This is a genomic window from Dellaglioa algida DSM 15638 (assembly GCF_001434695.1).
GTDB lineage: Bacteria > Bacillota > Bacilli > Lactobacillales > Lactobacillaceae > Dellaglioa > Dellaglioa algida.
Genome location: NZ_AZDI01000004.1, coordinates 91,931 through 115,400, shown reverse-complemented (window position 1 = coordinate 115,400; position 23,470 = coordinate 91,931). Strand labels below are relative to the sequence as shown.

The 23,470-nt window shown below is 36.3% G+C and carries 24 protein-coding genes and 1 tRNA gene; 7 read left to right on the top strand and 18 right to left on the bottom strand.

The window, feature by feature from the left end; translation table 11 throughout:
* Positions 1 to 19 precede the first annotated feature (19 nt).
* Together FC66_RS04410 and FC66_RS04405 are read right to left on the bottom strand one after the other, a co-directional pair.
* On the bottom strand, positions 20 to 703 hold the full coding sequence (locus FC66_RS04410) for a VIT1/CCC1 transporter family protein (protein WP_057974177.1): 684 nt from the start codon (positions 701 to 703) through the stop codon (positions 20 to 22).
* Between the two features lie 12 nt (positions 704 to 715).
* Positions 716 to 1,393: a VIT1/CCC1 transporter family protein gene (locus FC66_RS04405; protein ID WP_157051990.1), complete on the bottom strand. Its 678-nt coding sequence runs from the start codon at positions 1,391 to 1,393 to the stop codon at positions 716 to 718.
* A 269-nt stretch (positions 1,394 to 1,662) separates the two neighbouring features.
* Between FC66_RS04405 and FC66_RS04400 the strand changes: the two genes are divergently transcribed.
* Positions 1,663 to 1,735: transfer RNA gene (locus FC66_RS04400), tRNA-Ala, on the top strand.
* Between the two features lie 67 nt (positions 1,736 to 1,802).
* On the opposite strand, the gene FC66_RS04395 is transcribed toward FC66_RS04400, so the two are convergent.
* The 7 genes from FC66_RS04395 to FC66_RS04370 form a co-directional block, all read right to left on the bottom strand.
* Positions 1,803 to 2,138 (bottom strand): ArsR/SmtB family transcription factor, encoded by a 336-nt coding sequence (locus tag FC66_RS04395; RefSeq protein ID WP_057974175.1) that lies wholly within the window; start codon positions 2,136 to 2,138, stop codon positions 1,803 to 1,805.
* A gap of 7 nt (positions 2,139 to 2,145) precedes the next feature.
* Positions 2,146 to 2,745, bottom strand: a complete 600-nt coding sequence (locus tag FC66_RS04390) for a cadmium resistance transporter (RefSeq protein WP_057974174.1) — start codon at positions 2,743 to 2,745, stop codon at positions 2,146 to 2,148.
* A gap of 176 nt (positions 2,746 to 2,921) precedes the next feature.
* Positions 2,922 to 3,842, bottom strand: coding sequence for a WxL domain-containing protein (locus FC66_RS04385; protein WP_057974173.1), 921 nt, complete (start codon positions 3,840 to 3,842; stop codon positions 2,922 to 2,924).
* 167 nt (positions 3,843 to 4,009) lie between these two features.
* Positions 4,010 to 4,162 (bottom strand): hypothetical protein, encoded by a 153-nt coding sequence (locus FC66_RS07960; RefSeq protein WP_157051989.1) that lies wholly within the window; start codon positions 4,160 to 4,162, stop codon positions 4,010 to 4,012.
* Positions 4,146 to 5,201 (bottom strand): WxL protein host-binding domain-containing protein, encoded by a 1,056-nt coding sequence (locus tag FC66_RS04380; protein WP_057974172.1) that lies wholly within the window; start codon positions 5,199 to 5,201, stop codon positions 4,146 to 4,148. The genes FC66_RS07960 and FC66_RS04380 overlap by 17 nt, the downstream gene beginning before the upstream one ends.
* Positions 5,201 to 6,244, bottom strand: a complete 1,044-nt coding sequence (locus FC66_RS04375) for a WxLIP family cell surface protein (protein WP_057974171.1) — start codon at positions 6,242 to 6,244, stop codon at positions 5,201 to 5,203. Before FC66_RS04375 ends, FC66_RS04380 begins: the two co-directional genes overlap by 1 nt.
* Before the next feature lie 13 nt (positions 6,245 to 6,257).
* Complete coding sequence (locus FC66_RS04370) at positions 6,258 to 9,194, bottom strand: lectin-like domain-containing protein (RefSeq protein WP_057974170.1); 2,937 nt, start codon at positions 9,192 to 9,194, stop codon at positions 6,258 to 6,260.
* A gap of 339 nt (positions 9,195 to 9,533) precedes the next feature.
* On the opposite strand from FC66_RS04370, the gene FC66_RS04365 reads away from it, so the two are divergent.
* Both FC66_RS04365 and FC66_RS04360 read left to right on the top strand, forming a co-directional pair.
* A complete protein-coding gene (locus FC66_RS04365; protein ID WP_057974169.1) occupies positions 9,534 to 10,544 on the top strand; it encodes a YdcF family protein in 1,011 nt (336 codons plus the stop codon).
* Positions 10,545 to 10,754: 210 nt separating this feature from the next.
* Entirely contained in the window at positions 10,755 to 10,976 is a 222-nt protein-coding gene (locus FC66_RS04360; RefSeq protein WP_057974168.1) for a hypothetical protein, read from the top strand.
* Here the strand turns inward: FC66_RS04360 and FC66_RS04355 are convergent.
* On the bottom strand, positions 10,971 to 11,282 hold the full coding sequence (locus FC66_RS04355) for a helix-turn-helix domain-containing protein (protein WP_083478962.1): 312 nt from the start codon (positions 11,280 to 11,282) through the stop codon (positions 10,971 to 10,973). The two genes, FC66_RS04360 and FC66_RS04355, sit on opposite strands and share 6 nt — an antisense overlap.
* Before the next feature lie 263 nt (positions 11,283 to 11,545).
* Between FC66_RS04355 and FC66_RS04350 the strand changes: the two genes are divergently transcribed.
* Positions 11,546 to 13,081 (top strand): zinc ribbon domain-containing protein, encoded by a 1,536-nt coding sequence (locus FC66_RS04350; protein WP_057974167.1) that lies wholly within the window; start codon positions 11,546 to 11,548, stop codon positions 13,079 to 13,081.
* 18 nt (positions 13,082 to 13,099) lie between these two features.
* Positions 13,100 to 13,996: a zinc ribbon domain-containing protein gene (locus FC66_RS04345; RefSeq protein ID WP_057974166.1), complete on the top strand. Its 897-nt coding sequence runs from the start codon at positions 13,100 to 13,102 to the stop codon at positions 13,994 to 13,996.
* Positions 13,997 to 14,085: 89 nt separating this feature from the next.
* On the opposite strand, the gene mnmG is transcribed toward FC66_RS04345, so the two are convergent.
* The 4 genes from mnmG to jag form a co-directional block, all read right to left on the bottom strand.
* Positions 14,086 to 15,996 carry a tRNA uridine-5-carboxymethylaminomethyl(34) synthesis enzyme MnmG gene (gene mnmG, locus FC66_RS04340; RefSeq protein ID WP_057974165.1) on the bottom strand — a complete coding sequence of 637 codons (1,911 nt, stop codon included), beginning with the start codon at positions 15,994 to 15,996 and terminating at the stop codon, positions 14,086 to 14,088.
* Between the two features lie 24 nt (positions 15,997 to 16,020).
* Positions 16,021 to 17,409, bottom strand: a complete 1,389-nt coding sequence (mnmE, locus tag FC66_RS04335) for a tRNA uridine-5-carboxymethylaminomethyl(34) synthesis GTPase MnmE (RefSeq protein WP_057974164.1) — start codon at positions 17,407 to 17,409, stop codon at positions 16,021 to 16,023.
* 194 nt (positions 17,410 to 17,603) lie between these two features.
* Positions 17,604 to 18,056, bottom strand: coding sequence for a MarR family winged helix-turn-helix transcriptional regulator (locus FC66_RS04330; RefSeq protein WP_057974163.1), 453 nt, complete (start codon positions 18,054 to 18,056; stop codon positions 17,604 to 17,606).
* A gap of 25 nt (positions 18,057 to 18,081) precedes the next feature.
* On the bottom strand, positions 18,082 to 18,813 hold the full coding sequence (gene jag / locus FC66_RS04325) for an RNA-binding cell elongation regulator Jag/EloR (protein ID WP_057974162.1): 732 nt from the start codon (positions 18,811 to 18,813) through the stop codon (positions 18,082 to 18,084).
* A gap of 172 nt (positions 18,814 to 18,985) precedes the next feature.
* On the opposite strand from jag, the gene FC66_RS04320 reads away from it, so the two are divergent.
* Positions 18,986 to 19,840 carry an aldo/keto reductase gene (locus tag FC66_RS04320; protein WP_057974161.1) on the top strand — a complete coding sequence of 285 codons (855 nt, stop codon included), beginning with the start codon at positions 18,986 to 18,988 and terminating at the stop codon, positions 19,838 to 19,840.
* A 54-nt stretch (positions 19,841 to 19,894) separates the two neighbouring features.
* Here FC66_RS04320 and FC66_RS04315 read toward each other — a convergent pair whose 3' ends face one another.
* The 4 genes from FC66_RS04315 to rpmH all read right to left on the bottom strand — a co-directional run bounded on the left by FC66_RS04315 (position 19,895) and on the right by rpmH (position 21,578).
* Positions 19,895 to 20,092, bottom strand: coding sequence for a PspC domain-containing protein (locus FC66_RS04315; protein WP_225416502.1), 198 nt, complete (start codon positions 20,090 to 20,092; stop codon positions 19,895 to 19,897).
* 85 nt (positions 20,093 to 20,177) lie between these two features.
* Positions 20,178 to 21,017, bottom strand: coding sequence for a membrane protein insertase YidC (gene yidC, locus FC66_RS04310; RefSeq protein WP_057974159.1), 840 nt, complete (start codon positions 21,015 to 21,017; stop codon positions 20,178 to 20,180).
* A gap of 22 nt (positions 21,018 to 21,039) precedes the next feature.
* Positions 21,040 to 21,378 (bottom strand): ribonuclease P protein component, encoded by a 339-nt coding sequence (rnpA, locus tag FC66_RS04305; RefSeq protein ID WP_057974158.1) that lies wholly within the window; start codon positions 21,376 to 21,378, stop codon positions 21,040 to 21,042.
* 65 nt (positions 21,379 to 21,443) lie between these two features.
* Positions 21,444 to 21,578 carry a 50S ribosomal protein L34 gene (rpmH, locus tag FC66_RS04300; protein WP_057974157.1) on the bottom strand — a complete coding sequence of 45 codons (135 nt, stop codon included), beginning with the start codon at positions 21,576 to 21,578 and terminating at the stop codon, positions 21,444 to 21,446.
* A 508-nt stretch (positions 21,579 to 22,086) separates the two neighbouring features.
* Between rpmH and dnaA the strand changes: the two genes are divergently transcribed.
* Positions 22,087 to 23,436 carry a chromosomal replication initiator protein DnaA gene (gene dnaA / locus FC66_RS04295; RefSeq protein ID WP_057974156.1) on the top strand — a complete coding sequence of 450 codons (1,350 nt, stop codon included), beginning with the start codon at positions 22,087 to 22,089 and terminating at the stop codon, positions 23,434 to 23,436.
* Positions 23,437 to 23,470: the final 34 nt, after the last annotated feature.

Sequence of the window (23,470 nt, the reverse complement as noted above, 5' to 3'; positions counted from 1 at the left end):
ATGTTTCACATGAAACATTTTAAGCAAATAGTAATCCAATATAATACGTTACAACCATCGTTACTAACCCCGCTATAACGTTACGTAATATTGCTGGTCCTTTTCTCGCACTTCCTAATGACGCGCTAATAAAGCCTGTTAACGCTAACGCAAAGGTGACAACCACGGCTGTTCCCCACATTTTAATGTTTTCGGGTAAAAAAGTCATCGAAAGCAATGGAAACACACCACCTAACGACGCCGCAAGCATTGATGAAAAAACGGCATCCCACGGATTCACGTAATCGCCAATTTCAATCCCATATCTTTCTTTGACGGTTCCTTCTAATGCATTATTTTCCATAATATTATCCGCTACCTTAATTGCCAAAGATTTCGAGACACCTTTTTCCAAATAAGCAGCGATTACCATTTGACGTTCTTCCTCAGGTTCTTCAATTAATCTGCGCTTTTGTGTTTCGACAGCTGCCTTTTCTGTATCTTTTTGCGTGCTAACAGAAACATATTCGCCGGATGCCATCGAAAATGCAACTGCCAACAGATCTGATATTCCGGCGATAAAAACGGCAAATGGACTTGATGTTGCTGCCGCCACTCCGAAGACAACGCCCGCAACAGTTAAAATTCCGTCATTTGATCCTAATACTCCAGCACGTAATATATTTAACTCCGCGCCTAATGATATTTTCTTTCTATCTGTCATTATTTCCTCCTTCTACGCGAATAAGTGTCCAATAAAATAAGTCATTGCCATCGTTAAAAGTCCAGAAATAACATTGCGCATTATGGCTAATTTGCGACTGGAGTTTCCGAGCGTTGCACTGACGTAGCCCGTCAATATCAAAGAAAAAATAACTGCCATGATTGTCATTGAAATTCTAATCTGTTTAGGGAATAATGTTATCGCTAATAAAGGTAAAGCGGCACCAACCGGGAATAATAACATCGAAGCAACTGCCGCATGCCATGGGTTCGTGTAGTGATCTGGATCAATCCCATATTTTTCTTTTACCGTTACTAAAACAGCATCTTTTTTCATCAGCTCATCTGCAATATCTACAGCGACATCCTCAGAAATACCCTGTTTTTGATAATAGGCTACCAAGTCATTTCTTTCATCATTAAAATGCGTTTTTATATTTTTTGCCTGCACGTCTGTTGCCGCTTTTTCCGTATCTTTTTGTGTATTCACAGATACATACTCCCCTGCTGCCATTGCGAACATTCCCGCAAACATCCCTGCGATCCCCGCAATAAAGATTCCAAAATTATTCACGGCGGCGCCCGCAACACCGAGCACAATCCCGGAAATTGAGATAATGCCATCATTAGCACCCATCACACCCGCACGCAGTATGTTAATTTTTTCCGCCAATGTTATTTTCTGTAGCATAGTTTTATCCCCCTTATTCATTTTATAAACTATCTAAAGTTAAATACTCTCTAGTCATTAAGTTTAGGTCCATTCTCATTCACAGTCAAAACTATCAAAATCAATACTTTTCTGACCCCTTGGTAATCCCTTTGCGACAACATTATTTATTCAAAAAAGAATTTAACCGTGCGCTATTTAATTGAGAACTATTATTATTTAGAAAAAATTACTTAAAAAGTCATTTTTTACTTTTAATTTCATATATTTAGTGTATTATAAAGCTATTCGGGCCCTTAGCTCAGTTGGGAGAGCGTCTGCTCCGCAAGTAGAAGGTCGACGGTTCAAATCCGTTAGGGTCCATTTAAACATCAAGTAATTTAGAAAAAAATGACTAACTTCAAATAAACGAAGTTAGTCATTTTTTCTATCATATTTTACCATCACAAGTTTTTCCATGAGCGACATGTTTAGCATGTTGTAGTAACGCCGTCATCGTTTCAATGATATGTGGATCATCAATGCGATAATACATCAACTTACCTTCTCGTCGTTGGCTAATGATTTGATGCGTTTTTAGTAAACTTAATTGATGCGACAAGTTTGTTTGCTCAATATCCAATATTTTAGATAATTCAGTCACATTGTATTCATGTTGTTCCAGCAAGTAAATTAATTGTAATCTTATTCGATTATTCAATAATTTAGTTAACATGATTGATTCATCAAGTTCATCCGCCGGAATTTCTTTATACGGTTGCATCATTTTCCTCCTAAATAAAGTGTTGAATGGTCCCGCTCTCTAGTAAGATATAGATCCCCAAGAAGACGTAAACAAGTAACGTAATTAAATCGCCAAATCTTTCAAAAAATACTTGGATCTTTGGCAAATTAGTAATCATTTTACTTAACCAAGTAATCATGCACAAGAATATAAAGAATAATCCCAACACGATTGGTATATCGCCAGCGTTTAACGTTGTGAAAAAGGGTACATAGATGGCAAGATTATCAGGACCACAAGTTGCAATAGTTATCATAATAACACTTAATATGATGCTACGCTGTGGTTTCCCTAATTTTTCACGAACTTCATTGCCTTCATCTTCGTCACCAAAATACATTTTTATTCCCATAACAATTGGAATGATTCCTAAAAATCCTAAAATCCATTCTTCCGGAATCATCTTTAACCAGAATGCGACGATCAGACTTACCCCTATCAGTGTCCCACTACCCAATAACTCACCTATGAATATTAGTTTATCATCATGTTTATTCTTATACTTCGCAAAAATAATAATTAAAATTAACAAATAATCGATATTTGTTGAAATAAATGCAAGTACAGTAGATCCTATTAATGCTGGCATTGTAACATCTCCTATATATGAACTATTTTTCACGTGAAACTTTTTTCATATGAATAATATATCATATGTTCATATCAATGTACACCGCTTAGTAACATATAAAAGCAAAAAAGAGACCACCCGGTAGGATGATCTCTTACATGATTATTAAGAAATGTCACTATTACTTAATTAAATTAAGCAACAGTTGATGACAATGTCCATGTTAAATCAGCTTGGTATACTGCATTATCAACAGAAGCCGATTTAGGCATTGTTAATTTAATATCATTAGTATTCCAACCAAAGACGTTAGCACCTTGTCCTTCAGCAGCTTTAGCTGTTGCTACAGTAACGTCTGTACCAGCTGTTTTAGCTAAAGTTAAACCAATATTTGGTGTAACAGTTGATACGGCAGCAGGTGTTTCAAGTGCTGGATTTGCTGCTTTTAATGCGGCAACATCGTCAGTCCAAGTTTTATCTTGTCCTTCTTGTGTTAAACCGTAAACATCTTGTGTTTGAGCTGAGGCAGTGTTTTTAAATGATAATGTTGCATCTGAAATGCTATCATTTGGCATTGCATTACCTTGAGAATCAACAGCTGTTAATTCGTTGTTTGATTTAACGCTCAATGTCCAGTCACCAGAAGCAGCTGTATTTTTAGCATCTGTTTCTGCAGCTGTACGTGTGATTTGTTTATCAACAACAGTTGCCCAAGCTTTACCATCAACGCTTGATAAAGCAGCATCACCCTTAGTATTTAAAACGGCTGTTTTATTTGTATCACCGTTTTCGTAGTTAGGGTAACGTGTGTTATCTTTCTTACCTTCATTCATACCGTCAGCTGTAAATGTAGGATATGCAGCATCAAGTAACGTATGGTTACCAAAATCTAAGATATGAGGTACCATTTGAAGACGTAGGTAGCCAGTGTTTGAGTTATGTGTATTATCACCAAAAGAAATACCAACTTTAGTATTATCTGTTTGTGGTAATGCTGTTCCCCCATTTGCTGCAGCGTTGCCATTTTCTGTAGCAGCAGATACTGTTGCTGGTGCAAGCAATGATAATAAAGTTGCCCCTGCTAAAACTGAACCAGTTAATTTATTGAATTTCATGAGAAATTCCCCCTATATTTTTTTTGCACAAATTGTGCGGTGTTATAATGTAACCTATAACCATTTTTAAAGTTGGTGCTCCAAAACCCTTATAGTTAATTACTATAAGCGCCACTACTTATGATTGTTAATTAAGCGTACAACCAGCGCAATCATATCCCGTAGATTTACATTGTTACCGTTGTGTAAACATCGTAATTATGATAAGTAATGAGTCCCAAGGTTAAACTTACCCCGAATACAATTAAGAACACGATCATCAGGATTGTCATACTCGTTATCACCCATTTTTTTCCAAAACGATTAACTAATTTTCGCATTTAATCTCCTCTTTCGTTTTCTTCTAATTAATAACCAAGTAACAATTATTATTAAAATTAAACCACCCAAAACACCTAAAATAATATTTCTAAATTTTAAATATTCGTAGTTATTTCGATTAATATATGATGCATCTGACGACGTAATTTTGACGTACTTGTGAATCGTTTTTGTATATTGATCAGTCTTCACATTTAACGTCATTTTGTATAAACCCGGAACTAGGCGCAATTCGCTTAATAAAAGATCATCATAAAAACTCGAATTTGGCGCAATTTTAATATTTTTAAGTTCATTATCGTAATGAATCATATGCCACTTATCATTTTGTAAACTCGCAGTCACCTTAACATTACTTAGAAACTTTGGATCTGGATTCTTAAGTTTAATACTGATTGCGGCTTTATGATCTTTAATAATTCGCGTTTTAATACCATCCGATAATATTGTTTTATACTCTTTTTTCTTTAAATCGGTCCCATTCAACACAAGACCTATTGCGTACACAAATTTGTTATTAATACTTGATTTAGTATCTGTTTCAGCTGAGCTAAGATTCAAGGCCATTAACTTTTGACCCGCAAACAGGGTCTTTCCTGGATTAATCTTAATAGTTACCCATTTTGTTTCATTCGGTTTAAGTTTAAGATTCTTTGGCATCTTAACGATGTCGTTTCCTACCTCAGGCAATAAACTACGATCAATTTTATGCAGTCCGAGGTAGTCAATTCCTCCGTTATCGTCTGTCGTTGCGTCCTTCACTTCACTCGTGATAGACAACACCTTATCGGTCGGATTATAGACTTTAATCCTAATTTGACGCGTTTTATCCGCGCTTAACTTAAGATTAAAATAACCGAGATGATTCCCGCCAATGTTATCCTTAGGTAATTCCGGCATTAGCATAAACGTTGCCTTGCTCTCATCATTAACGATTTTTTGAGCAGAGACGCTTCCTTGTGACAATCTGCCAACAGTTATCACGCTAAACATAACCAACATAATGCCCTTTAGAAATTTAAAGTGATTACGTCTCATTAGACTGTCATCCGTAAAACGAAGATTGCGCCACCTAACGTTGCTAACATCATTGCCCCACTAGCTGCTGCAATATAGAACCAGAAATTAATGGGTCTTTTAATTGCTTCACTATTGATATCATCAGCTTCTTTGCCCGTAACGTTAAATGTCTTTTTAAATGACCAATTCATTTTCTTTAAATCCCACAGATTTTGGCCGTTCACTTTAACTTCTACATGATATTTACCCGGCTTCATCGTCTCATATTGCCATGAGATAGGCAGCGTGACTGATGAGTTCGGCGCAATACTTGATTGTGTTTTATTAAACACGCGTCGACTACTGTACTGTCCATCCCTGTAGAGTACTGCTTGGAAGGTAACATTCTTCAAGACCATTGGTTCTGTATTCCTAAGTTTAATTCCCATAGCAGGATGCTTATTGAATAGCATTGGTTTTGTTGAATCATAGGCTAATTTTGGATAGACCTCATATTTCGATCCCCTAATATTAACGCTCACCATGTAAGCATAATTACTAGAAACCGATTGTTTTGCATTCCCGGTACTTTTTACATACTCGATAAAATGCCAACCACCGGCAATCATGCCGTCAAATTTTTGTTTAGGCATTTTGATAGTTGCCGAAATAGTTGTAGCCTCTTTTGGCCCCAATTTAATGGTTTGATCCGCTTTTTTTATGCTTGCCACGGTTGTGAATGGAATTTTTAAACTCACATCCAAATTTTTAATAGATTGTTGAAATTTCATACCACCGCCATCTTGCGTCATTCCATTTTGGAAATCGCTTTTAAGCGTCATTTCGTGATCCGTAAAATTTTGAACCTTCATTTTAATAACATGAGTTGTTCCCGGTTCATAGTTAACGTCATAATAATGTAAACTATTATCTACTTGTTCGCTAGGTAACACTGGTTGAATTTCAAAATCTGCATTCTGTGTCTGTGCAGCAGCCTGTACTGGCCGGCTCAACATCATAAATCCAAATAATAGTAATCCCAAACTAAGACCAAATTGCCCCAATCGTTGTTTCTTACTCATCTTTCATTTCCTCCTACGGCGCAACCGTTAATGACCATGTTAACTCTGTCTGGTAATGCGTCTTGTATCTCTTAGTTGTTGCTGGAACATGTAAACCAACACTGTAGTTGGCCGTTTTGTCATCTCCAAATTGGTAATCCCAAGCCCCTTTTCCGGGATTGGTATATGGATTATCTTTACTACTTTGATCTTTTTTCTCGTCGTTATCTTGATAAGTTCCTAACTTAGTAAAGGTCATCAATTGATCAATCTCACTACCAGTATCAATATTAAATTTATCTTTTGAATTAATATTTCCTTTAGCAGTATTGTCTTTATTGGCAATTACATTTCCGTTAGTAATTCTAAGTTGCGCATCAGTTAACTCATGTTTATCTGTATCAGTACTGATAAACGCGGTTGATTGTTGAACTTTTAATTGCCATGATTGAACGCCGTAGTTATCTACTACAGAAATTTTCTGCGGTTTATTTTCGGCAGTCTTTAGATAGTAAGTTGTATCCGATTGTGCCGGATCATTTGTACCGAAATCCCATAACTTAGGTGCATCAATCGAAATCATGGCCTTCTTATACCCATACGTGATCACCTTGTCTTTATAATCGAACAAAGGATCATCTTTATAAGCATCTGACCAGTTAGCCTTTGTTAAATCAGTGTCATTAGTAACTGAAATAACCGTGTAATCATTCAACACTTTAGGTGCAACTCTGTCAGAAATAACTGTTGATAAAGCTGCTTTAGGTTTTCCCGCCGCACTAACTTCAGTACTAATATATGTTGGACTCGCTAAATTATCGTCGAGATCAACATAACGAATCGTCATATTAGTATTACGAGGCTCCGTCACTTCGACATCTGCTTTACTAGAATCAGAATACGTTTCATTCCCACTTGTTTTGGCAGTCACCGATGCTTTATTTTCAATGTCTCCAACTGTTGTTCGTTTAACCGTTCCTGAGTAGGTGATTGTTGCGCTTTCGCCCTTCACCATATCTTTAAGTTTGATATCAGCAATTGAACTTTCTTTTTGAGTTGAACCATCCGCATAAGTCACTAAAATTGAGTTATTATCAATGTCTAAATCACTTGTCGGATCACTAACAACATCTTTTAAATCAATAGTTGTTAATTTATCAGCCGAGTTTGCATCCGGCTTCACTTTAATTTGATATTTAACTAAATCATCAACCTGTCCGCTTGTTTTGGACTGATATTTTGTCTCTTTATTTGTCTCATTAAGAACGCCTTTTTCAATACTTCCCTTGTAGGGTAGCTTATTAATAGTCACTATCGCATCATTACTCTTAACGCTTGAACTAGACGTACCAGCCGTTGCGTTATTAATAATCTTGTCTCCCGGAGAGACGCCTGAATTGATTGCACCATTTAGTTTCAATTTAAATGAGCCACCGGCAGGGATAACATACGGAAATTTAACTGTTTGATTACTAATAAAAATACTATCATCAATCGTTTTATATTCCCAATTACTATCAGGGCTCGCCATTTGTAAACTACCTTTGGTATACGTGATATTACTTGGTAATTTATCGGTGATATCACCGGAAGAAATATTAGTTAAATTGGTATACGTTAACTCGTAACTAATATTATCTCCCGTTTTACCGGTCGTATCCGTCACCCAATTTGCATCATTGGCGGTAACATTTTTAACCGCTTTTTTAAGCGCATAATTCTCTGGAGGCGTCTGTTTTTTGTATTTATACGTTACATTGTAGCCAGTTGTTGCCGAGAAAGTTCCATTATCTTTTGAATCGGGGGTATCAGCCGTGTAGTTACCAGTATATTGATACCATTCTTTATTGTACTGAATCCATTCTTGTCTTCGATCGGCACCATTCCAAGTCTCGCCCGCCTCACCATTTAAGGAAATTGGATCAATCAATTTTGTATTCGTTCCATCAATTACAAAATTAAGCGTAACTGGACTTGCTGTTTGGGGTAATTTATTCATGCTGGCAGCTTGGAAGTTATTAGCCCCACCTGTTGATCCCGTAAATCCATATAAAACGCTTTGATTTGAAGGATCAGATGTTGAAGAGTCAACACCAAAGTAAGTGTTAACATCTGGAATATCTAACGACATATCTCCTGGCATAATCGTACTATTATCTACTGCTCCCGTTTTAGGATCATAATTATTTCCAAACGTGTATGATAACTTACCACCTAGAATTCGTTTTCCATTTTGCCAAGTAACCTTAGGAACCCAGTTGATGTTGAATAAACGCCAATGGTTATTGGCTAACATATATTTAGGATCCTTATTATTATCAGTCGTTGGATTTTTTTCGTACCAATACTTAATATGTCCTAGTTTTGAATTTTTACCAAGATCTTTCGGTTGAACAAATGCAGTATGACCATTTGAATTTGCCGCATATGGGATATCTTCATCAAAATGTTCAGCCGGAAGGTTTGCAATATTATTCCACCAACTATCCATCTCAATAGCCAAGGAATCCTTAACATAATTGGTTTTTCCACTTTGTTGATTTCCGTATGAATAAGCCCCAATACCACCACCATTGGTTCCTATTGCCTGATTTTTTTTAACATCATTCTGCAAAAGGAACGCTATTCCATCAGATGCCGCGTCAGGTACATCGTATAGGCCATTTTTAGCACCTAACCATAACCACATACCATAAGAAAAACTATTATTTAAATCAATTCGTTTGTTTGACCAAATACCACCCAATTGATCCCTTTTATATGGGGTTATAATAACCGTTTGTGGGTACTTAGAACTCGTATCTGCGTTAGTTCCCGAGACAACTCCAAAAACGTCCCTAATTGTCAATGCAGATGGTGGTGGCGCCGGCACGCTTGAAGGCCACGTACTCGTTGCCGCTTCTGCTTTTAATCCGCCCAAGAAAAACAGAAGAAGTCCGCTAATTACATACAATAATATTTTCTTTTTCATAATAAGTTGCTTCCTTCCCCCGAAGAATTTTCACCTAATCTAAACTATTCTGATTGTTTATGTCCCTAACATAATAACATGTTAGACACAAAAAGCCAACTTAATCGCGCACGATTTAAATTGCTTATTAATAGTATAATCGAACTATATTTTTTTACCATTTTTAGAAGGATTAAGCACCTGTATTAATTGCTTAAAGCCCATATATACTTGATAAATACGGTAATCTTCAAAATACTAAAATAATTTATCTTTATCCCATACTAAGAGAACGTTCCAGTTCTTTACCCCTAAATAATGTGCTAAACTTGAGATATTCTTTCATTTGGAGGGTAATTTATGAGCTATTTAATTCTGTTATTACCATTTTTAATACTATTATCTTGGTATGTTAGTTTTCATATCGAACCACGTCGATTACTCAATGGATTTTTATTCAACGCGTTTCTCATCTCTTTAATGGGAGCCCTTGCTGGTATCTCTAATAGTTTTGTAGAAACGGTGGCACTTATTGTGATCACTGTTGGCGTATTGGGCGTGTTCTTAATATCCATTAGTACCATCCCTTTTCTTTTGATTAATGCACGCATGGTCTTTAAACGGGAAAGTCACTCACTAGCCAATATGTTAGGCTTAATACTCGCTATTATTCTTATTGTCCAATGGTTCACAAAATCACTTGTTCCCACATGGCCTTGGTATGTTCAAATCCCATTTACTTTCGCTTCATGGCTTGGTATTTATTTTATGTTAGCCTTTTTAAATTTTTTATCCGCCAGTATCTTATACAACCTTCGTCGTCCTAAATATGATCAAAATTATATTATTGTTTTAGGCGCAGGTTTAATTAATGGGCATAAGGTTAGCAAATTACTTTCAAATCGAATCCAACGCGCCATCAATTTTGCGGACAAGCAGGTTTCAGTAGGTGGAAAACGGCCAATTCTTATTTTTTCAGGTGGACAAGGTCATGATGAGGCCACTTCAGAGGCACTCGCAATGCAAAAATGGGCGATTGAAAATGGATATCCCGAAGCATTCACGTTGCTAGAGGATAAGTCGACGACTACCTTTGAAAACATGCTCTTTTCAAAAAAAATAATTGATCTTGATAATAATGGAAAAAATATTTTATTCAGTTCTAACAACTACCACATATTTCGCGCAGGACTGTTCGCACGAATGGTTGGCGTCAACGCTCAAGGAATTGGCGGAAAAACAGCTTGGTATTTTTTCCCGAACGCTTTTTTACGTGAATTTGTTGCAATTTTAGTGATGAACAAACCTCGACACCTTGTTGTTATTTTATTTCTCCTTCTAATTACTATTGCCCAACAGCTTTTAAATTAGCTCTATCAACATTTAGGTCACCCCTCATCAATACCTTGTTGACAACACTAGCTGTTATATGTCTTGTTGACAAAATTGCTGACTATCGTTAAAATTAATTTTTTGCAAGCGTCAGTCTTATATATTACATAATTTTGTTGTAATCTAAGCATTAGCTAATAAAAGCTAATGCTTTTTTTATATCATTTTTTTACAAGGGAGATTTTATTTATGAATGGGATAGATTTACACGATAACTTGAAGGTACGACAGGATTTAAAATTTTTAATCTATGATTTAAGTAATCATCGGATTGATTTTCACAATTTTGATATTTTAACTCTGGACTTACCTACCAAGCAAATTGATTTAGCGGGAACTTATCAGGTACAAAAAAAAGACCACACTATTGAAGAAATAGCGTGGTCTATCATTAATGATAATCAATTATAACCGAATAACTTTGAGCAATAATTCAGCAGTTGCTTCGCGTTTGTCTTCTGGTAATGAAGCAAGATAATTAATTAAATCCAGTGTTGCAACACCTTTTAAATTTTGATTAGTAAAAAAATCGGCTAGTGTCATGTTCAGAGCTTCAGCAATATCTGATAATTTTTTCATCTTAATATTGTCTAATCTCCCTCGTTCTATCAAGGAGATTAAACTAACAGAGGATTTTGACTTTTCAGCCAACTGCTCAATGGTCATATTTAATAATTTTCGTTTGGCACGAATTAAAATTCCTATTTTCTTAAGCATATTAAACTCCTAAGCAGAAACGTTATCTCTTTATGGTAAAGGATTTAAAATCAATCAAACAGACTACAAGTTATTCGTTTTTTAAAAATACATGTATACAATAACCTGTATCGTTGGTAAAATAAGTTAAGTTTCAATTAAGTTTCAGGTTCTATTTATTGATTTTAGCCATTAAATCTGGTTTAAAGAGGGTGTCTTACGGGGGTACATAGGTAACACGGTATTACGAAATAGCTTCAAATAATAATTAAAAAGGGGAACTAATGATCAAAAAAGAATATATCTATCATGCGCCTTTAGATGATACAGCTGGCGGGTCAGCGCAAAAATTTTGTCCTAATTGTGGTTCTAAAGTGCCACAAGGTGCTAATTTTTGCCCTAACTGTAACTTCGATTTACGGGTGAGTCCTGTTACACCGCAACAACCACAATCTGTCACTCCGACACAAAGTAAAGCGCCCGTCGAACAAGTACAAGTTGCTGCTCCAAAAAAACCAATTTCGGGTAAGACTAAATTTATCAGAATTTTAATTGGCGTTCTCGTCCTTATTATCGCAGGCGGCTACTATGTTGGCACTAAATATTATTCAAAAGACAACCAAATTAATCGTATTACTGATTCTCTTAAAGATAATAAAAATATGAAGAGCTATTTTTCGACGTCAGATACGTCATTCAAAATTACTGATTCAAACATGAAACCTGCATCAGACGCTTGGCACAGTGCGAGCTCACTTAAATACTTTAAAACTGGTCTAACAAATGATAAGGATACTTCAACGTACTTCCATTTGAAACAAAATGGTAAACATTGGTTATTATTTCCTAAATACACGGCTGATTTCTCAACTGCTTCCGTTAAATTATCAACGAATAGTTCAGGTGCAGAAATTAAATTAAATGGTAATAAAGTTGCCACAGCCGATTCTGATGATTACAGCAAAACAATTTCAGGACTAGTTCCTGGAAACTATACGCTAGAATCTATTGGTTCCATTGACGGTACCAAATTAACTAATAAATCGACCCAATTTATCGGTGGTTCAGCTTCTAAAGTGAACCTAGATTTAAGCACAATTACTTTTAGAATTAAGAGTATTGCGAACGCCGATATTTTTGTTAACTCAAAAAAGGTCGGTACAACCAGTGATTCTGGATCTGCCACAATTGGCCCCATTGCTTCTTCTGGGAATAACCTTTTACAACTTAAAGAAAAGGTTGGCGACAACACGCTTGTTACAAGTAAATACCAAATTTCAGGTAATGATGACGATAATAATGTGACTTTAGATAATACTGACGAAAATGGTTCTCAGGATAATTCTGATAGTAATCTATTCACTATTGCCTTTCCAGATATGTTAACGACGGATGATGCCCAGAGCTACATGGACAAATTATTTACCCATATCGATAATTATACTTCAGAGGGTGACGATTCTGATGAGTACTCAGATGAAAGTTACGGTTCAATTGATAGCTTCTTCGTTGACGGTAAGAGTAATGAAGATGCTAAAAAATGGGTCAAGATTGCTAAGGGATACCATGATAATCACTTACTTACAAGTGTCGATTATGAAGCTAAAGTAAAAGCGGTAACGCCTACTGCTAAAAATAAATTTAACGTGACTTACGATGTTACTTATACTTTCTACATTACTGATGATAACGATAAGAGCTCAACTAAGACACAAGTTTTCGAATTTACTGCTAAAACTAATTATTCTAACAACGATGATTTCTTAATTGATTCAATTTCACCAGGTAAACAAATTAGCGAAAAAATCGAAGACAACTAACCTTTGGAGGAAATAACAATGAAAACATGTCCTAACTGTGGTTCTCAACAACCAGAAAACGTCAAATTTTGTACGAACTGCGGGTTTGCCTTCCCAGCTGAACCGGGAAAAACACCCGTTCAAGAACCAACCAAAACACAAAGTGAACAAGAACCAACTAAGTTCCAACAACAATACGCACAACCACAAGAAACAAAGAACCCAAATGAAAACGTTGAACAAGCTAAATCATTTGCAAAGGACTACTGGTTTTACTTCTTAAATGCTGTAAAACACCCAACTATTTTAGAAAATGGCCATAAATATTTTGGTTTCGCCACAATTATCTTATTCGCACTATTCAATGACCTTTTTGTAAAATTATTAATGAACAGTGTCGCAAGATCAGTTACTTCAGCTGTAGATTCTACGAAGTCATTCCTTAGTGCCTTTGGCGAATCAACAACGACGGGTAGCAGTAGTGATGCCGTTAGTGCCGGACAAGCAACGCTTGAGAGCGGTCTTTACGCAAAATTATTTTTCTTAACGTTAATCGTCTTCGCCATTTACGTATTAATCGGTTTCTTTGTTAGAAACGTCGTATTAGGTGATAAAACCGATACACTAATGTCATTCACAAATCGCTTTACGCATTACTTAATGGTTAATCTTGGATTATCCGTTGTCAGCATGGTTTTAATGTTATCTGGTATGAAAGGTGCTGCAGTTTTCATTTATTTCTTAATGGCACTTATCATGAGTGTTGCGTTCATCCTAGCAATTGTGATTGATACAAATCCTGTCAAAATTGATCGCCTTTACGGTGTCGTAATTGGCCAACTTCTATTAGCATTTGTGGTCTTCATTATTATGACCGTATTTGCCGTTAGCTTGGCTTCAAATCTTACTTCAATCATGCACGCAGCTGGACTGTAAAATTATTATACACATAATATAAAATAAAAAGGTGTCAATTAAGTATGAAAAATATACTTAATTGACACCTTTTTTGCATCCCTGTAACGTTAACTATTAACCTTAGCAATTTTACCTTGTTCAATATAAACAGCGAGAATTGATAGGTCGGCGGGATTAACACCACTAATACGACTAGCTTGTGCCAACGTTTCCGGTTGGATTTTGATGAATTTTTGACGGGCTTCCGTCGCAATTCCTTCAATTGAATCGTAATCAATATTCGTTGGAATCTTTTTAGCTTCCATACGTTTTAATTTCGCAACTTTTTCTTGTGCTTTTTTAATGTAGCCTTCATATTTAAATTGAATTTCAACCTGTTCAATAATTCGATGATCTAATTCATGATCAGGACCTGGCATAAATTTCGCAACGTCCGCATAAGTTACTTCAGGACGACGTAAGAATTCGTTAGCCAACACACCATCTTTCAAAGCAGCACTTTCATGTTCTGCTAAGAAAGCATTCACATCATCGGTTGGTTTAATACGAAATGCTTGTAATCGAGCTTTTTCTGCTTCTATTTCTGCTTTTTTAGCTTCAAAAATAGCCAAACGGTCTTCAGAAATCAACCCAATATCATACCCTTTTTCAGTTAAACGCAAGTCGGCATTATCATGACGTAAAATCAAGCGATATTCAGCACGAGACGTTAATAAACGATAAGGTTCATTTGTTCCCTTTGTTACTAAATCATCAATCATAACGCCAATATAAGCATCACTACGGTTCAACGTAAAGTCTTCGCGACCAAGAGCACGTAATCCAGCATTAATTCCTGCTATTATACCTTGTCCAGCAGCTTCTTCATATCCAGAAGTTCCGTTAGTTTGACCAGCAGTATATAAGTTCTTCACTAATTTTGTTTCAAGTGTTGGGCGTAATTGGTAAGGTGCCACAACGTCATATTCAATTGCATATCCAGGACGCATCAATTCGGCGTTTTCTAAGCCCTTAATTGAATGAATAATCTCTTGCTGAACTTCTTCCGGCATTGATGTAGAAAGCCCCTGAACGTAGAATTCGTCTGTTGAACGACCTTCTGGTTCCAAAAAGAGTTGGTGACGAGGTTTATCCGAGAAACGCACAATCTTATCTTCAATTGATGGACAGTAACGTGGACCCACACCTTTAATAATTCCTGAGAACATTGGTGCTCGATCAAGATTAGCATTAATAATTTCATGCGTTTTCAAGTTAGTGTAAGTTAACCAACAAGAGAGTTGGTTCTTAACATCAATATAGTCTTCATCAGGTGTTTCAAAGCTAAAATGATTAGGTTCAATATCACCAGGTTGTTCATCAGTTACACTGTAGTCAATGGTATTACCATCAACACGGGGTGGTGTTCCCGTTTTGAAACGTTCTAAATCAAAACCAAGTGCTTCAAGATTTTCAGATAATTTAATAGCGGGTTGAGAATTATTAGGACCCGATGAATAACTTAATTCACCAATAATAATTTTACCTCGAGCGGCCGTTCCAACTGTTAAAACAACACTTTTAGAACGGTATTTAGCACCAGTATTTGTCACAACACCACGGCATTCGCCATCTTCAACAATTAAACTATCGACTGTTCCTTGACGTAACGTTAGATTTTCTTCTTTTTCCATCGTATGTTTCATTTCACTGGAATAAAGATGCTTATCAGCTTGTGCCCGTAGCGCTCTGACAGCTGGGCCTTTACCAGTATTCAACATCCGCATTTGGACATAAGTCTTATCAATATTACGTCCCATTTCGCCACCTAAGGCATCAATTTCGCGGACAACAATTCCCTTAGCTGGGCCACCAATTGAGGGGTTACATGGCATAAACGCAACCATGTCTAAGCTAATTGTAATAAGTAATGTTTTGTTACCCATTCGCGCAGCAGCAAGTGCAGCTTCTGAACCGGCATGCCCAGCACCAACGACAATGACATCGTAATCCGAACCATTATAAGTTTTAAAATCCATTTATATTCTCCTATTTGTTAATCGTTATTTGCCTAAACAGAATTGACTAAATAATTCCGTGAGTAATTCATCTTTGTAACTATCGCCGGTGACTTCACCGAGTAGTTCCCAACTTCTGGTCATGTCAATTTGAACTAAATCGATTGGCATCCCTGCAGCAATTCCCGTTATAACATCATCTAAAGACGTTTCAGCCTGGTTTAACAAACCAATATGACGAGAATTTGTAATCATAACAGTTGTCTGACTATTTTCAATACCGCCAAAGAATAAGTTAGCAATCTTTTCTTCAAGCTGCTTCATACCCTCATGTTTTAAGACAGAAATTGAAATAATTTCAGCTGGATCAACCATACTCTCTAATTCTTTACGATCTAAATTCTCAGGTAAATCAGTTTTATTCAAAATAACGATTCGTTTATCATTTTGCGTTAATTTAATGAGTTGTTTATCTTCAGCAGATAAAGGTTCGTTACTATTTAAGACAAGCATGACTAAATCAGCTTGAACAATGGCTTCTTTAGAACGTTCAACCCCAATTTTTTCAACTTTATCCTCTGTGTCACGAATACCGGCTGTATCCACTAACTTTAAAGGCACGCCCATAACATTAACGTATTCTTCAATGACATCACGCGTTGTTCCGGCGACATCAGTTACAATGGCTTTATCCTCGTGTAATAGGTGATTCAAAAGACTTGATTTACCCACATTAGGACGCCCGATAATGGCCGTAGCTAATCCTTCTCTTAACACTTTACCTTGTTGTGCAGTTTTTAGTAATTCTTGAACATATTGCTTAACATCTTGCGCTTTTTCGAGTAATAATTTAGTCGTCATTTCTTCACCAGCATCGTACTCTGGATAATCAATATTAACTTCAACTAATGCTAAAACATCCACGATATCTTTACGTAAATTACGAATTAAACGTGATAAATTACCGTCTAATTGATTTAAAGCAACTTTCATTGAGCGATCTGTTTTAGCACGGATTAAGTCCATGACGGCCTCAGCTTGAGATAAATCAATTCGACCATTTAAGAAGGCTCGTTTTGTAAATTCTCCGGGTTCAGCCAGTCTAGCACCATTACTTAATAGTAGTTGTAATATTTGGTTCGTTGGCACAATCCCACCGTGACAGTTAATTTCGATCACATCTTCACGGGTAAATGTTTTAGGCGCTAGCATAACAGAAACCATCACTTCATCAACTTCTTCATCCGTTTTAGGATTTAAAATATGACCATAATTAATGGTATGACTATCAACATTCGCTAAATTTTTCCCTTTAAACACGTTGTTAGCAATTTGGACAGCGTCTTCCCCACTTAATCGAACAATCGAAATAGCACCTTCACCAGGTGGCGTTGAAATAGCGGCAATTGTATCAAATTCTGTTAGTTCTGGCATGTCTTTAAATACTCCCTTCGATTTTGAATTATTATTCGGGTAACCTTATTTTCTAAATTTTTTCAAACAAAAAAAGGGCCCACTCCACGCCTTAAAAAAGACGTGGATAAAGCACCTTCACTACTTTATCTAATATTAAGTTCAATGCCAATAATATACTTTTTTTACCGACATTTGTCAATAAGTCTGTTTAACTAGTCGCGATTAACCCGATTTTCTAATTTACTAGTAATCATTTTTAATTCATTAACGTAACCAAGATATTCTTCCTCAGTCATATCAAATGAAGCAAAACAATTAGACATTTGTTTAATAATCTTAGTCTTACTCTTCTTTGCTTTTTCAGTTAACGACACGTTCACGCGACGTTCATCTTCTGGATCTCTCGTTCGTTCAACCCACTCATCTTTTTCCATTCGTTTTAAAAGAGGCGTTAGGGTTCCGTTATCTAAGTGTAACTTTGCGCCTAGTTCTTTCACCATCACTGGCGATTTTTCCCATAGTGAGAGCAAAGTAATATATTGTGGATACGTCAAACTGAATTCCTTCAGTGATTCCGTATAAAATTTATTATAATCTTTTTGTGCCGTGTAAATTGAAAAACAAAGTTCATCTTCTAACTTGTTAGGATTATGATTTAAGGTCATGTGGGGGACTTCCTTCCATTATTGACTAATGTGTTTTCTTCTTTGGCGCAACCACGACTGAACGTTTAGGTTCAGTTCCAATTGACGTTGTTTTAATACGACTATTCCGTGCCAGATAGAAATGAATTTGTTTACGTTCATTCGCTGGCATTGGATCTAATTGAATTGTTTCACCTGTTCTAATGACGTCTTTAGCAACCTTAATTGCGAGGCGTTCAATAGTTTCCTCGCGGCGCTTACGATAGCCACCAACGTCTAATATGACATTCATTCGACTAACAGCTTTTTGATTCATATTAACCTGTGCTAAGTACTGTAGTGCATTTAAACTTTTACCATGTTTACCAATTAATAAACCTTGTTTACTCGTATTAAAGTCATACGTAACTTGACGGCGTTCAAATTGAACGTTAATTTCCGTATCAATTCCCATTAATTCAGTAATATCGGCCAAGTAATAACCAACATCATGAACTGCCTTTTCATTAAGCTGACTTCTAGCAGCTTTTTCTTCTGCAGTGAGCGGTTTTGACACAACATTTTCTTCTTTTTTCTCATCAACTATTTTTTTACTTGTTGATTTTTTTGTTACTATTTTTTCAATTAATTCAACTTCCGCTTTTTGACGACCAAAAAATAAAAATCCAGACTTACCTTCATTGATTATTTTAATCTCAACCTGCGATTTTTCAAGCTTTAATGTAGCCAAACCGTTAGTTACAGCCTGATCAACATTTTTTCCAGTAAATATGGGCATGTTCATCCTCCAAGTATAGTTATCATCATTGTATTATAGCACTAAATGAGCCTTCACCTAAACCCTTTTTCAGAACGATTTTTTTGAAAAGGTCTTTCATTTGACAAGGTCTATAGGACCCGGGCTATAATGGATACATAAAGTAAGTAAAAATAATTGGAGGTTCAATTCTATGAATAAATTAACAGATACATATGAATTATCAAATGGCGTTCAAATCCCAGTTGTTGGTTTTGGGACATGGCAAACACCCAGCGGCGATGTCGCTAAAGCATCCGTAAAATCAGCCTTGGCTGCTGGCTACAGACATTTAGATACTGCCGAAATGTACCATAATGAAAGCAGTGTTGGTGAAGGAATTGCTGAAAGTGGTGTGGCTCGTGAAGACATCTTCTTAACAAGTAAGTTAGCTAATACAGAACATACTTATGATCAAGCACAGGCTGCCTTTGCGCAAACGTTAAAAGATTTAGGCGTTGATTATCTTGATTTATTCTTGATTCATTGGCCAAATCCTGCTGCTTACCGTGAAGATAATTGGGAAAGTCACCTTCAAGAAACATGGCGTGCATTTGAAGACCTTTATAATGAGGGCAAAATCAAAGCAATCGGTGTTTCTAACTTCCGCCCTCGTCATTTTAAAGTTTTAGAAGAGACGCAAACAATTATGCCAATGGTCAACCAAATTCGTTTGGCTCCCGGAGACACAAATAAAGAAACAATTGATTATGCTCATGACCACAACATTCAACTAGAAGCATATAGCCCATTAGGAACAGGCGCTATCTTTGCAGAACCAACAATGGTTGAAATTGCTGAACGTATTGGTCGTAGTGTGGCACAAGTTACCTTACGTTGGTCATTGCAAAATGGTTTCTTACCACTTCCAAAGTCTGTCCATGCTGATAGAATTGAAGAAAACACTCATTTATTCGATTTCGAATTATCAGATGAAGATATGGCGAAGATTAACGCGCTTGAAGGCGTCGTTGGTTATGCTCAAGATCCAGATACAGCAACTTTCTAAATTGTTTCACGTGAAACAAATGCGCAACCAGAAATTCTGGTTGCGCATTTTTATTTATCTATATTTTGAAGGTGCTTCAGGCATAATTATGGCGCAAAGAATGTACACAATAATACCAGGAAACGCGACACTCATGACGCTTAAAATAATATAACCTATTCTTGTCAACGTAGGGTCCCAGTTAAAGTATTCGGCAATTCCACCGACAACCCCAGCAATAACCTTATTATTAGATTTTGTTAATTTTTTCATCTTTAACATCCCCTTTCCTACCTCTTTCCTTAATTATAGCCAAAATAAAAAGCCAATTCCACTAAACGGAATTGGCCTCATCTTACTATTTTTTATTACGGCCCTTATAGGCCTTCTTTTTAGCTTTTTGAATAGCTTGCGCTTTTTCTTTTTCAAGACGAACTTTTTCTTCACGTTCACGAGTAATCTTGAACGGATTATTGATTAATAATGTCTGTCCAACTGAGAACGCGTTAGTGATAACCCAGTATAATGATAAAGCAGATGGTAAATTAATAGCCGTAACAAGAATCATGATAGGTGTTCCATAAACCATGATTGTTGACATTGAATTTGCCTCTGGTTGCGCCATAACGCCCAATTTAGAAACAAAGTAAGTTAAGATTGCGGCCAAGATAGGTAAGATGAAGTATGGATCCTTGTCTCCAAGTTGTAACCACAAAAATTCACCAGTTTTCAAAACATTGGTTCTTAAGATAGCTTGGTAAAGAGCCAACAAGATTGGCATTTGTACCAACAATGGTAAACATCCAGCAATTGGATTAATACCTGCTTCTGCGTACAATTTTTGTTGTTCTTCACGTAATTTCTGAACTGTGGCAGCGTCTTTACCAGAATGCTTAGCTTGAAGTGCCTTCAATTGAGGTTGTACCTCAGCCGTTTTACGCATACTTTTTGTTTGATAAATCATTAATGGTAATAAAATAACTCTAATGATTATGGTAAAGACAATAATACCAACACCATAGTTCCCACCGAATAAGTTTGATAGAAAGATAATTGCTCTAGAGAAACTAAGAATAATCCCGCCATCCCAGATACCTGTACTATTTTCCGTTATTGGTGTTGTGCTACATCCCGCTAGGACTAACATTAACCCTAACATACTGAATAGGACTAAAAATCGCTTACTCTTCTTTTTCACAAGAATACCCTCGCTCACTTTATTAGTCTAAAATTTTGGCTATTTTCAAGACGTGTGTTAATTGTTTTTTTGATTCTTCTTGCGATAACCAGGCAACTGATGGTCTAGCAATCACTAAGAAATCACAATCTTGTTTAAGATCTGGTTTCAATTCTAATAGCGATTGACGAATACGACGCTTAACCCAATTACGGGCAACCGCATTCCCAATACGTTTTCCAACTGAAATACCGACCCTAAAATGAACCTGTCCTGGTTTTTCCATCATATAAATAACATATTTTCGGTTTGCACAAGACTGACCCTTTTTAAAGACGGTTTGAAACTCTGCTTCTTTTTTAACGCGATATGATTTTCTCATGTGATATCTCCAGTTAAATAGGTACTCGTATCTTTGTAATAAAAAAAACCACTGAAATCAGTGGTCTATGCAGACAATACTTTTCTACCTTTACGGCGTCTACGTGCTAAGACGTTACGTCCGCCTTTTGTGCTCATGCGTTTACGGAAACCATGTACGCGTTCACGGTGACGTTTTTTAGGTTGGTATGTTCTTTTCATAATTTAGGCACCTCCTTAAATACTTAATGTTTCAACTAATCGGTATCTTATAAAATAAGACACCAGTGATGTCAATTTCACTTACCGGAATATAATACCATACTTCTTTCTTCTATGAAAGAAATTTATTAAAATTCACTGTAAATTAGTTATCCACATTTTTAAGATGATTATTTTTTTGCTGTGGATGACTTGTGAAACACATCTTGCGTTCCACAGTTCGGGTCACAGGCTTTTTCACAACGAACACCCTGTTAACAAGTTATACACACCCTTAACTAAAAATTGTTAATAACTAACATAAACGCTTTTACCATAACACTTATATTCACTCCTGATTTGTGGATAACCTTGTCATTTTTCACCAACTCACACTTTTACTCCCACCCTGTGGAAAACTTATTAATACCCCTGTTATTCTTTTTTACACAATTTTTTAAACCTGTGGAAAACTCTGTCTTAAAATGCTAAACTAAGGTTACGATTTATTTAAACAAGGAGGCTTTTTGTGCTTACTCTCGAAAATTTATGGACTTCGCTGACAGATTATTTCAAAACGCAACTTAATCCCGTTAGTTACGAAACTTGGATTTCATCAGCTGAACCAAAACAATTTATCAATAACGATCTTATTATCGAACTACCCTCCCAACTGCACAAAACATATTGGATACAACACTTAGCTCCAAAAGTTGTTGCTTTTCTTTATGAAACAACGGGCGAAGAAATTAATCCCGTTTTACAGATAAAGGGTGAAATCACTGCTAGCGCGCAAACAAAAATGTCTCTAGCAAATGCCGCGCAATCTAATAACGACAACGTTCCCACCTTTATGCGTGACGCCAAGTTAAACGACCGCTATACCTTTAGTACTTTTGTTACTGGTAAAGGCAACCAGATGGCGCATGCCGCCGCTTTAGTTGTTTCCGAGGAACCAGGCCGTCTGTATAATCCGCTATTTTTCTATGGTGGCGTTGGATTAGGTAAGACCCATTTGATGCACGCTATTGGTCACCAAATGCTTCTAAATAACCCTGATGCCAAAGTGAAGTATGTTACCAGTGAAGCTTTCACAAACGGTTTTATAAATTCACTCCGAAATAATACACCGGAAGATTTCCGTAAGGAATATCGCAGTGTTGACCTTCTATTAGTAGATGATATTCAATTTTTTGCCGATAAAGAATCAACTCAAGAAGAATTTTTCCATACGTTTAATTCATTATATGATGATAAAAAACAAATTGTTTTGTCATCCGATCGCTTACCAAACGAAATTCCGAAACTACAAAAACGTTTAATTTCTCGCTTTAAATGGGGACTTTCGGTTGATATCACACCGCCCGATTTAGAAACTCGAATTGCTATTTTAAGAAACAAATCTGATGCTGAGAACCTTGAAATTCCGGATGATACTTTAAGCTATATTGCCGGTCAGATTGATTCAAATATTCGTGAACTTGAAGGCGCACTTGTAAGAGTTCAAGCCTATGCAACATTATCAAATTCAGAAATTACAACCAGTTTAGCTGCTGATGCCCTTAAAAACTTAAGTTTAAAGGACAAATCAAACGAAGTTTCAATTGCTATCGTTCAAGATCGTGTTGCCAAATATTTCCATGTAACCGTAAGCGACTTAAAAGGTAAAAAAAGGGTCAAAGCGATTGTTATGCCTCGCCAGATTGCCATGTATTTAAGCCGTGAACTAACTGAAAATTCTTTACCAAAAATTGGATCTGAATTTGGTGGTAAGGACCACACGACCGTCATCCATGCTCACGAAAAAATTGCCGTAATGTTGGAAACAGATGACAAATTACAACGTCAAATTTCGGATCTTAAGAGTGAACTTAACTAATCTAGTTTGTGGATGACTGTGGATAAAACAGTTT

Bases quoted from the DNA above. Each gene is read 5' to 3' on its own strand.
- FC66_RS04375 (WP_057974171.1), bottom strand. From the start codon at position 6,244: ATGAGTAAGAAACAACGATTGGGGCAATTTGGTCTTAGTTTGGGATTA.
- FC66_RS04395 (WP_057974175.1), bottom strand. From the start codon at position 2,138: ATGATGCAACCGTATAAAGAAATTCCGGCGGATGAACTTGATGAATCA.
- FC66_RS04330 (WP_057974163.1), bottom strand. From the start codon at position 18,056: ATGACCTTAAATCATAATCCTAACAAGTTAGAAGATGAACTTTGTTTT.
- FC66_RS04410 (WP_057974177.1), bottom strand. From the start codon at position 703: ATGACAGATAGAAAGAAAATATCATTAGGCGCGGAGTTAAATATATTA.
- FC66_RS04380 (WP_057974172.1), bottom strand. From the start codon at position 5,201: ATGAGACGTAATCACTTTAAATTTCTAAAGGGCATTATGTTGGTTATG.
- FC66_RS04370 (WP_057974170.1), bottom strand. From the start codon at position 9,194: ATGAAAAAGAAAATATTATTGTATGTAATTAGCGGACTTCTTCTGTTT.
- FC66_RS07960 (WP_157051989.1), bottom strand. From the start codon at position 4,162: ATGCGAAAATTAGTTAATCGTTTTGGAAAAAAATGGGTGATAACGAGT.
- mnmE (WP_057974164.1), bottom strand. From the start codon at position 17,409: ATGCCAGAACTAACAGAATTTGATACAATTGCCGCTATTTCAACGCCA.
- rnpA (WP_057974158.1), bottom strand. From the start codon at position 21,378: ATGAGAAAATCATATCGCGTTAAAAAAGAAGCAGAGTTTCAAACCGTC.
- FC66_RS04385 (WP_057974173.1), bottom strand. From the start codon at position 3,842: ATGAAATTCAATAAATTAACTGGTTCAGTTTTAGCAGGGGCAACTTTA.
- FC66_RS04355 (WP_083478962.1), bottom strand. From the start codon at position 11,282: ATGCTTAAGAAAATAGGAATTTTAATTCGTGCCAAACGAAAATTATTA.
- FC66_RS04360 (WP_057974168.1), top strand. From the start codon at position 10,755: ATGAATGGGATAGATTTACACGATAACTTGAAGGTACGACAGGATTTA.
- FC66_RS04390 (WP_057974174.1), bottom strand. From the start codon at position 2,745: ATGCCAGCATTAATAGGATCTACTGTACTTGCATTTATTTCAACAAAT.
- FC66_RS04405 (WP_157051990.1), bottom strand. From the start codon at position 1,393: ATGCTACAGAAAATAACATTGGCGGAAAAAATTAACATACTGCGTGCG.
- jag (WP_057974162.1), bottom strand. From the start codon at position 18,813: ATGCCCATATTTACTGGAAAAAATGTTGATCAGGCTGTAACTAACGGT.
- FC66_RS04345 (WP_057974166.1), top strand. From the start codon at position 13,100: ATGAAAACATGTCCTAACTGTGGTTCTCAACAACCAGAAAACGTCAAA.
- rpmH (WP_057974157.1), bottom strand. From the start codon at position 21,578: ATGAAAAGAACATACCAACCTAAAAAACGTCACCGTGAACGCGTACAT.
- FC66_RS04315 (WP_225416502.1), bottom strand. From the start codon at position 20,092: ATGAAAAAATTAACAAAATCTAATAATAAGGTTATTGCTGGGGTTGTC.
- FC66_RS04350 (WP_057974167.1), top strand. From the start codon at position 11,546: ATGATCAAAAAAGAATATATCTATCATGCGCCTTTAGATGATACAGCT.
- FC66_RS04320 (WP_057974161.1), top strand. From the start codon at position 18,986: ATGAATAAATTAACAGATACATATGAATTATCAAATGGCGTTCAAATC.
- FC66_RS04365 (WP_057974169.1), top strand. From the start codon at position 9,534: ATGAGCTATTTAATTCTGTTATTACCATTTTTAATACTATTATCTTGG.
- mnmG (WP_057974165.1), bottom strand. From the start codon at position 15,996: ATGGATTTTAAAACTTATAATGGTTCGGATTACGATGTCATTGTCGTT.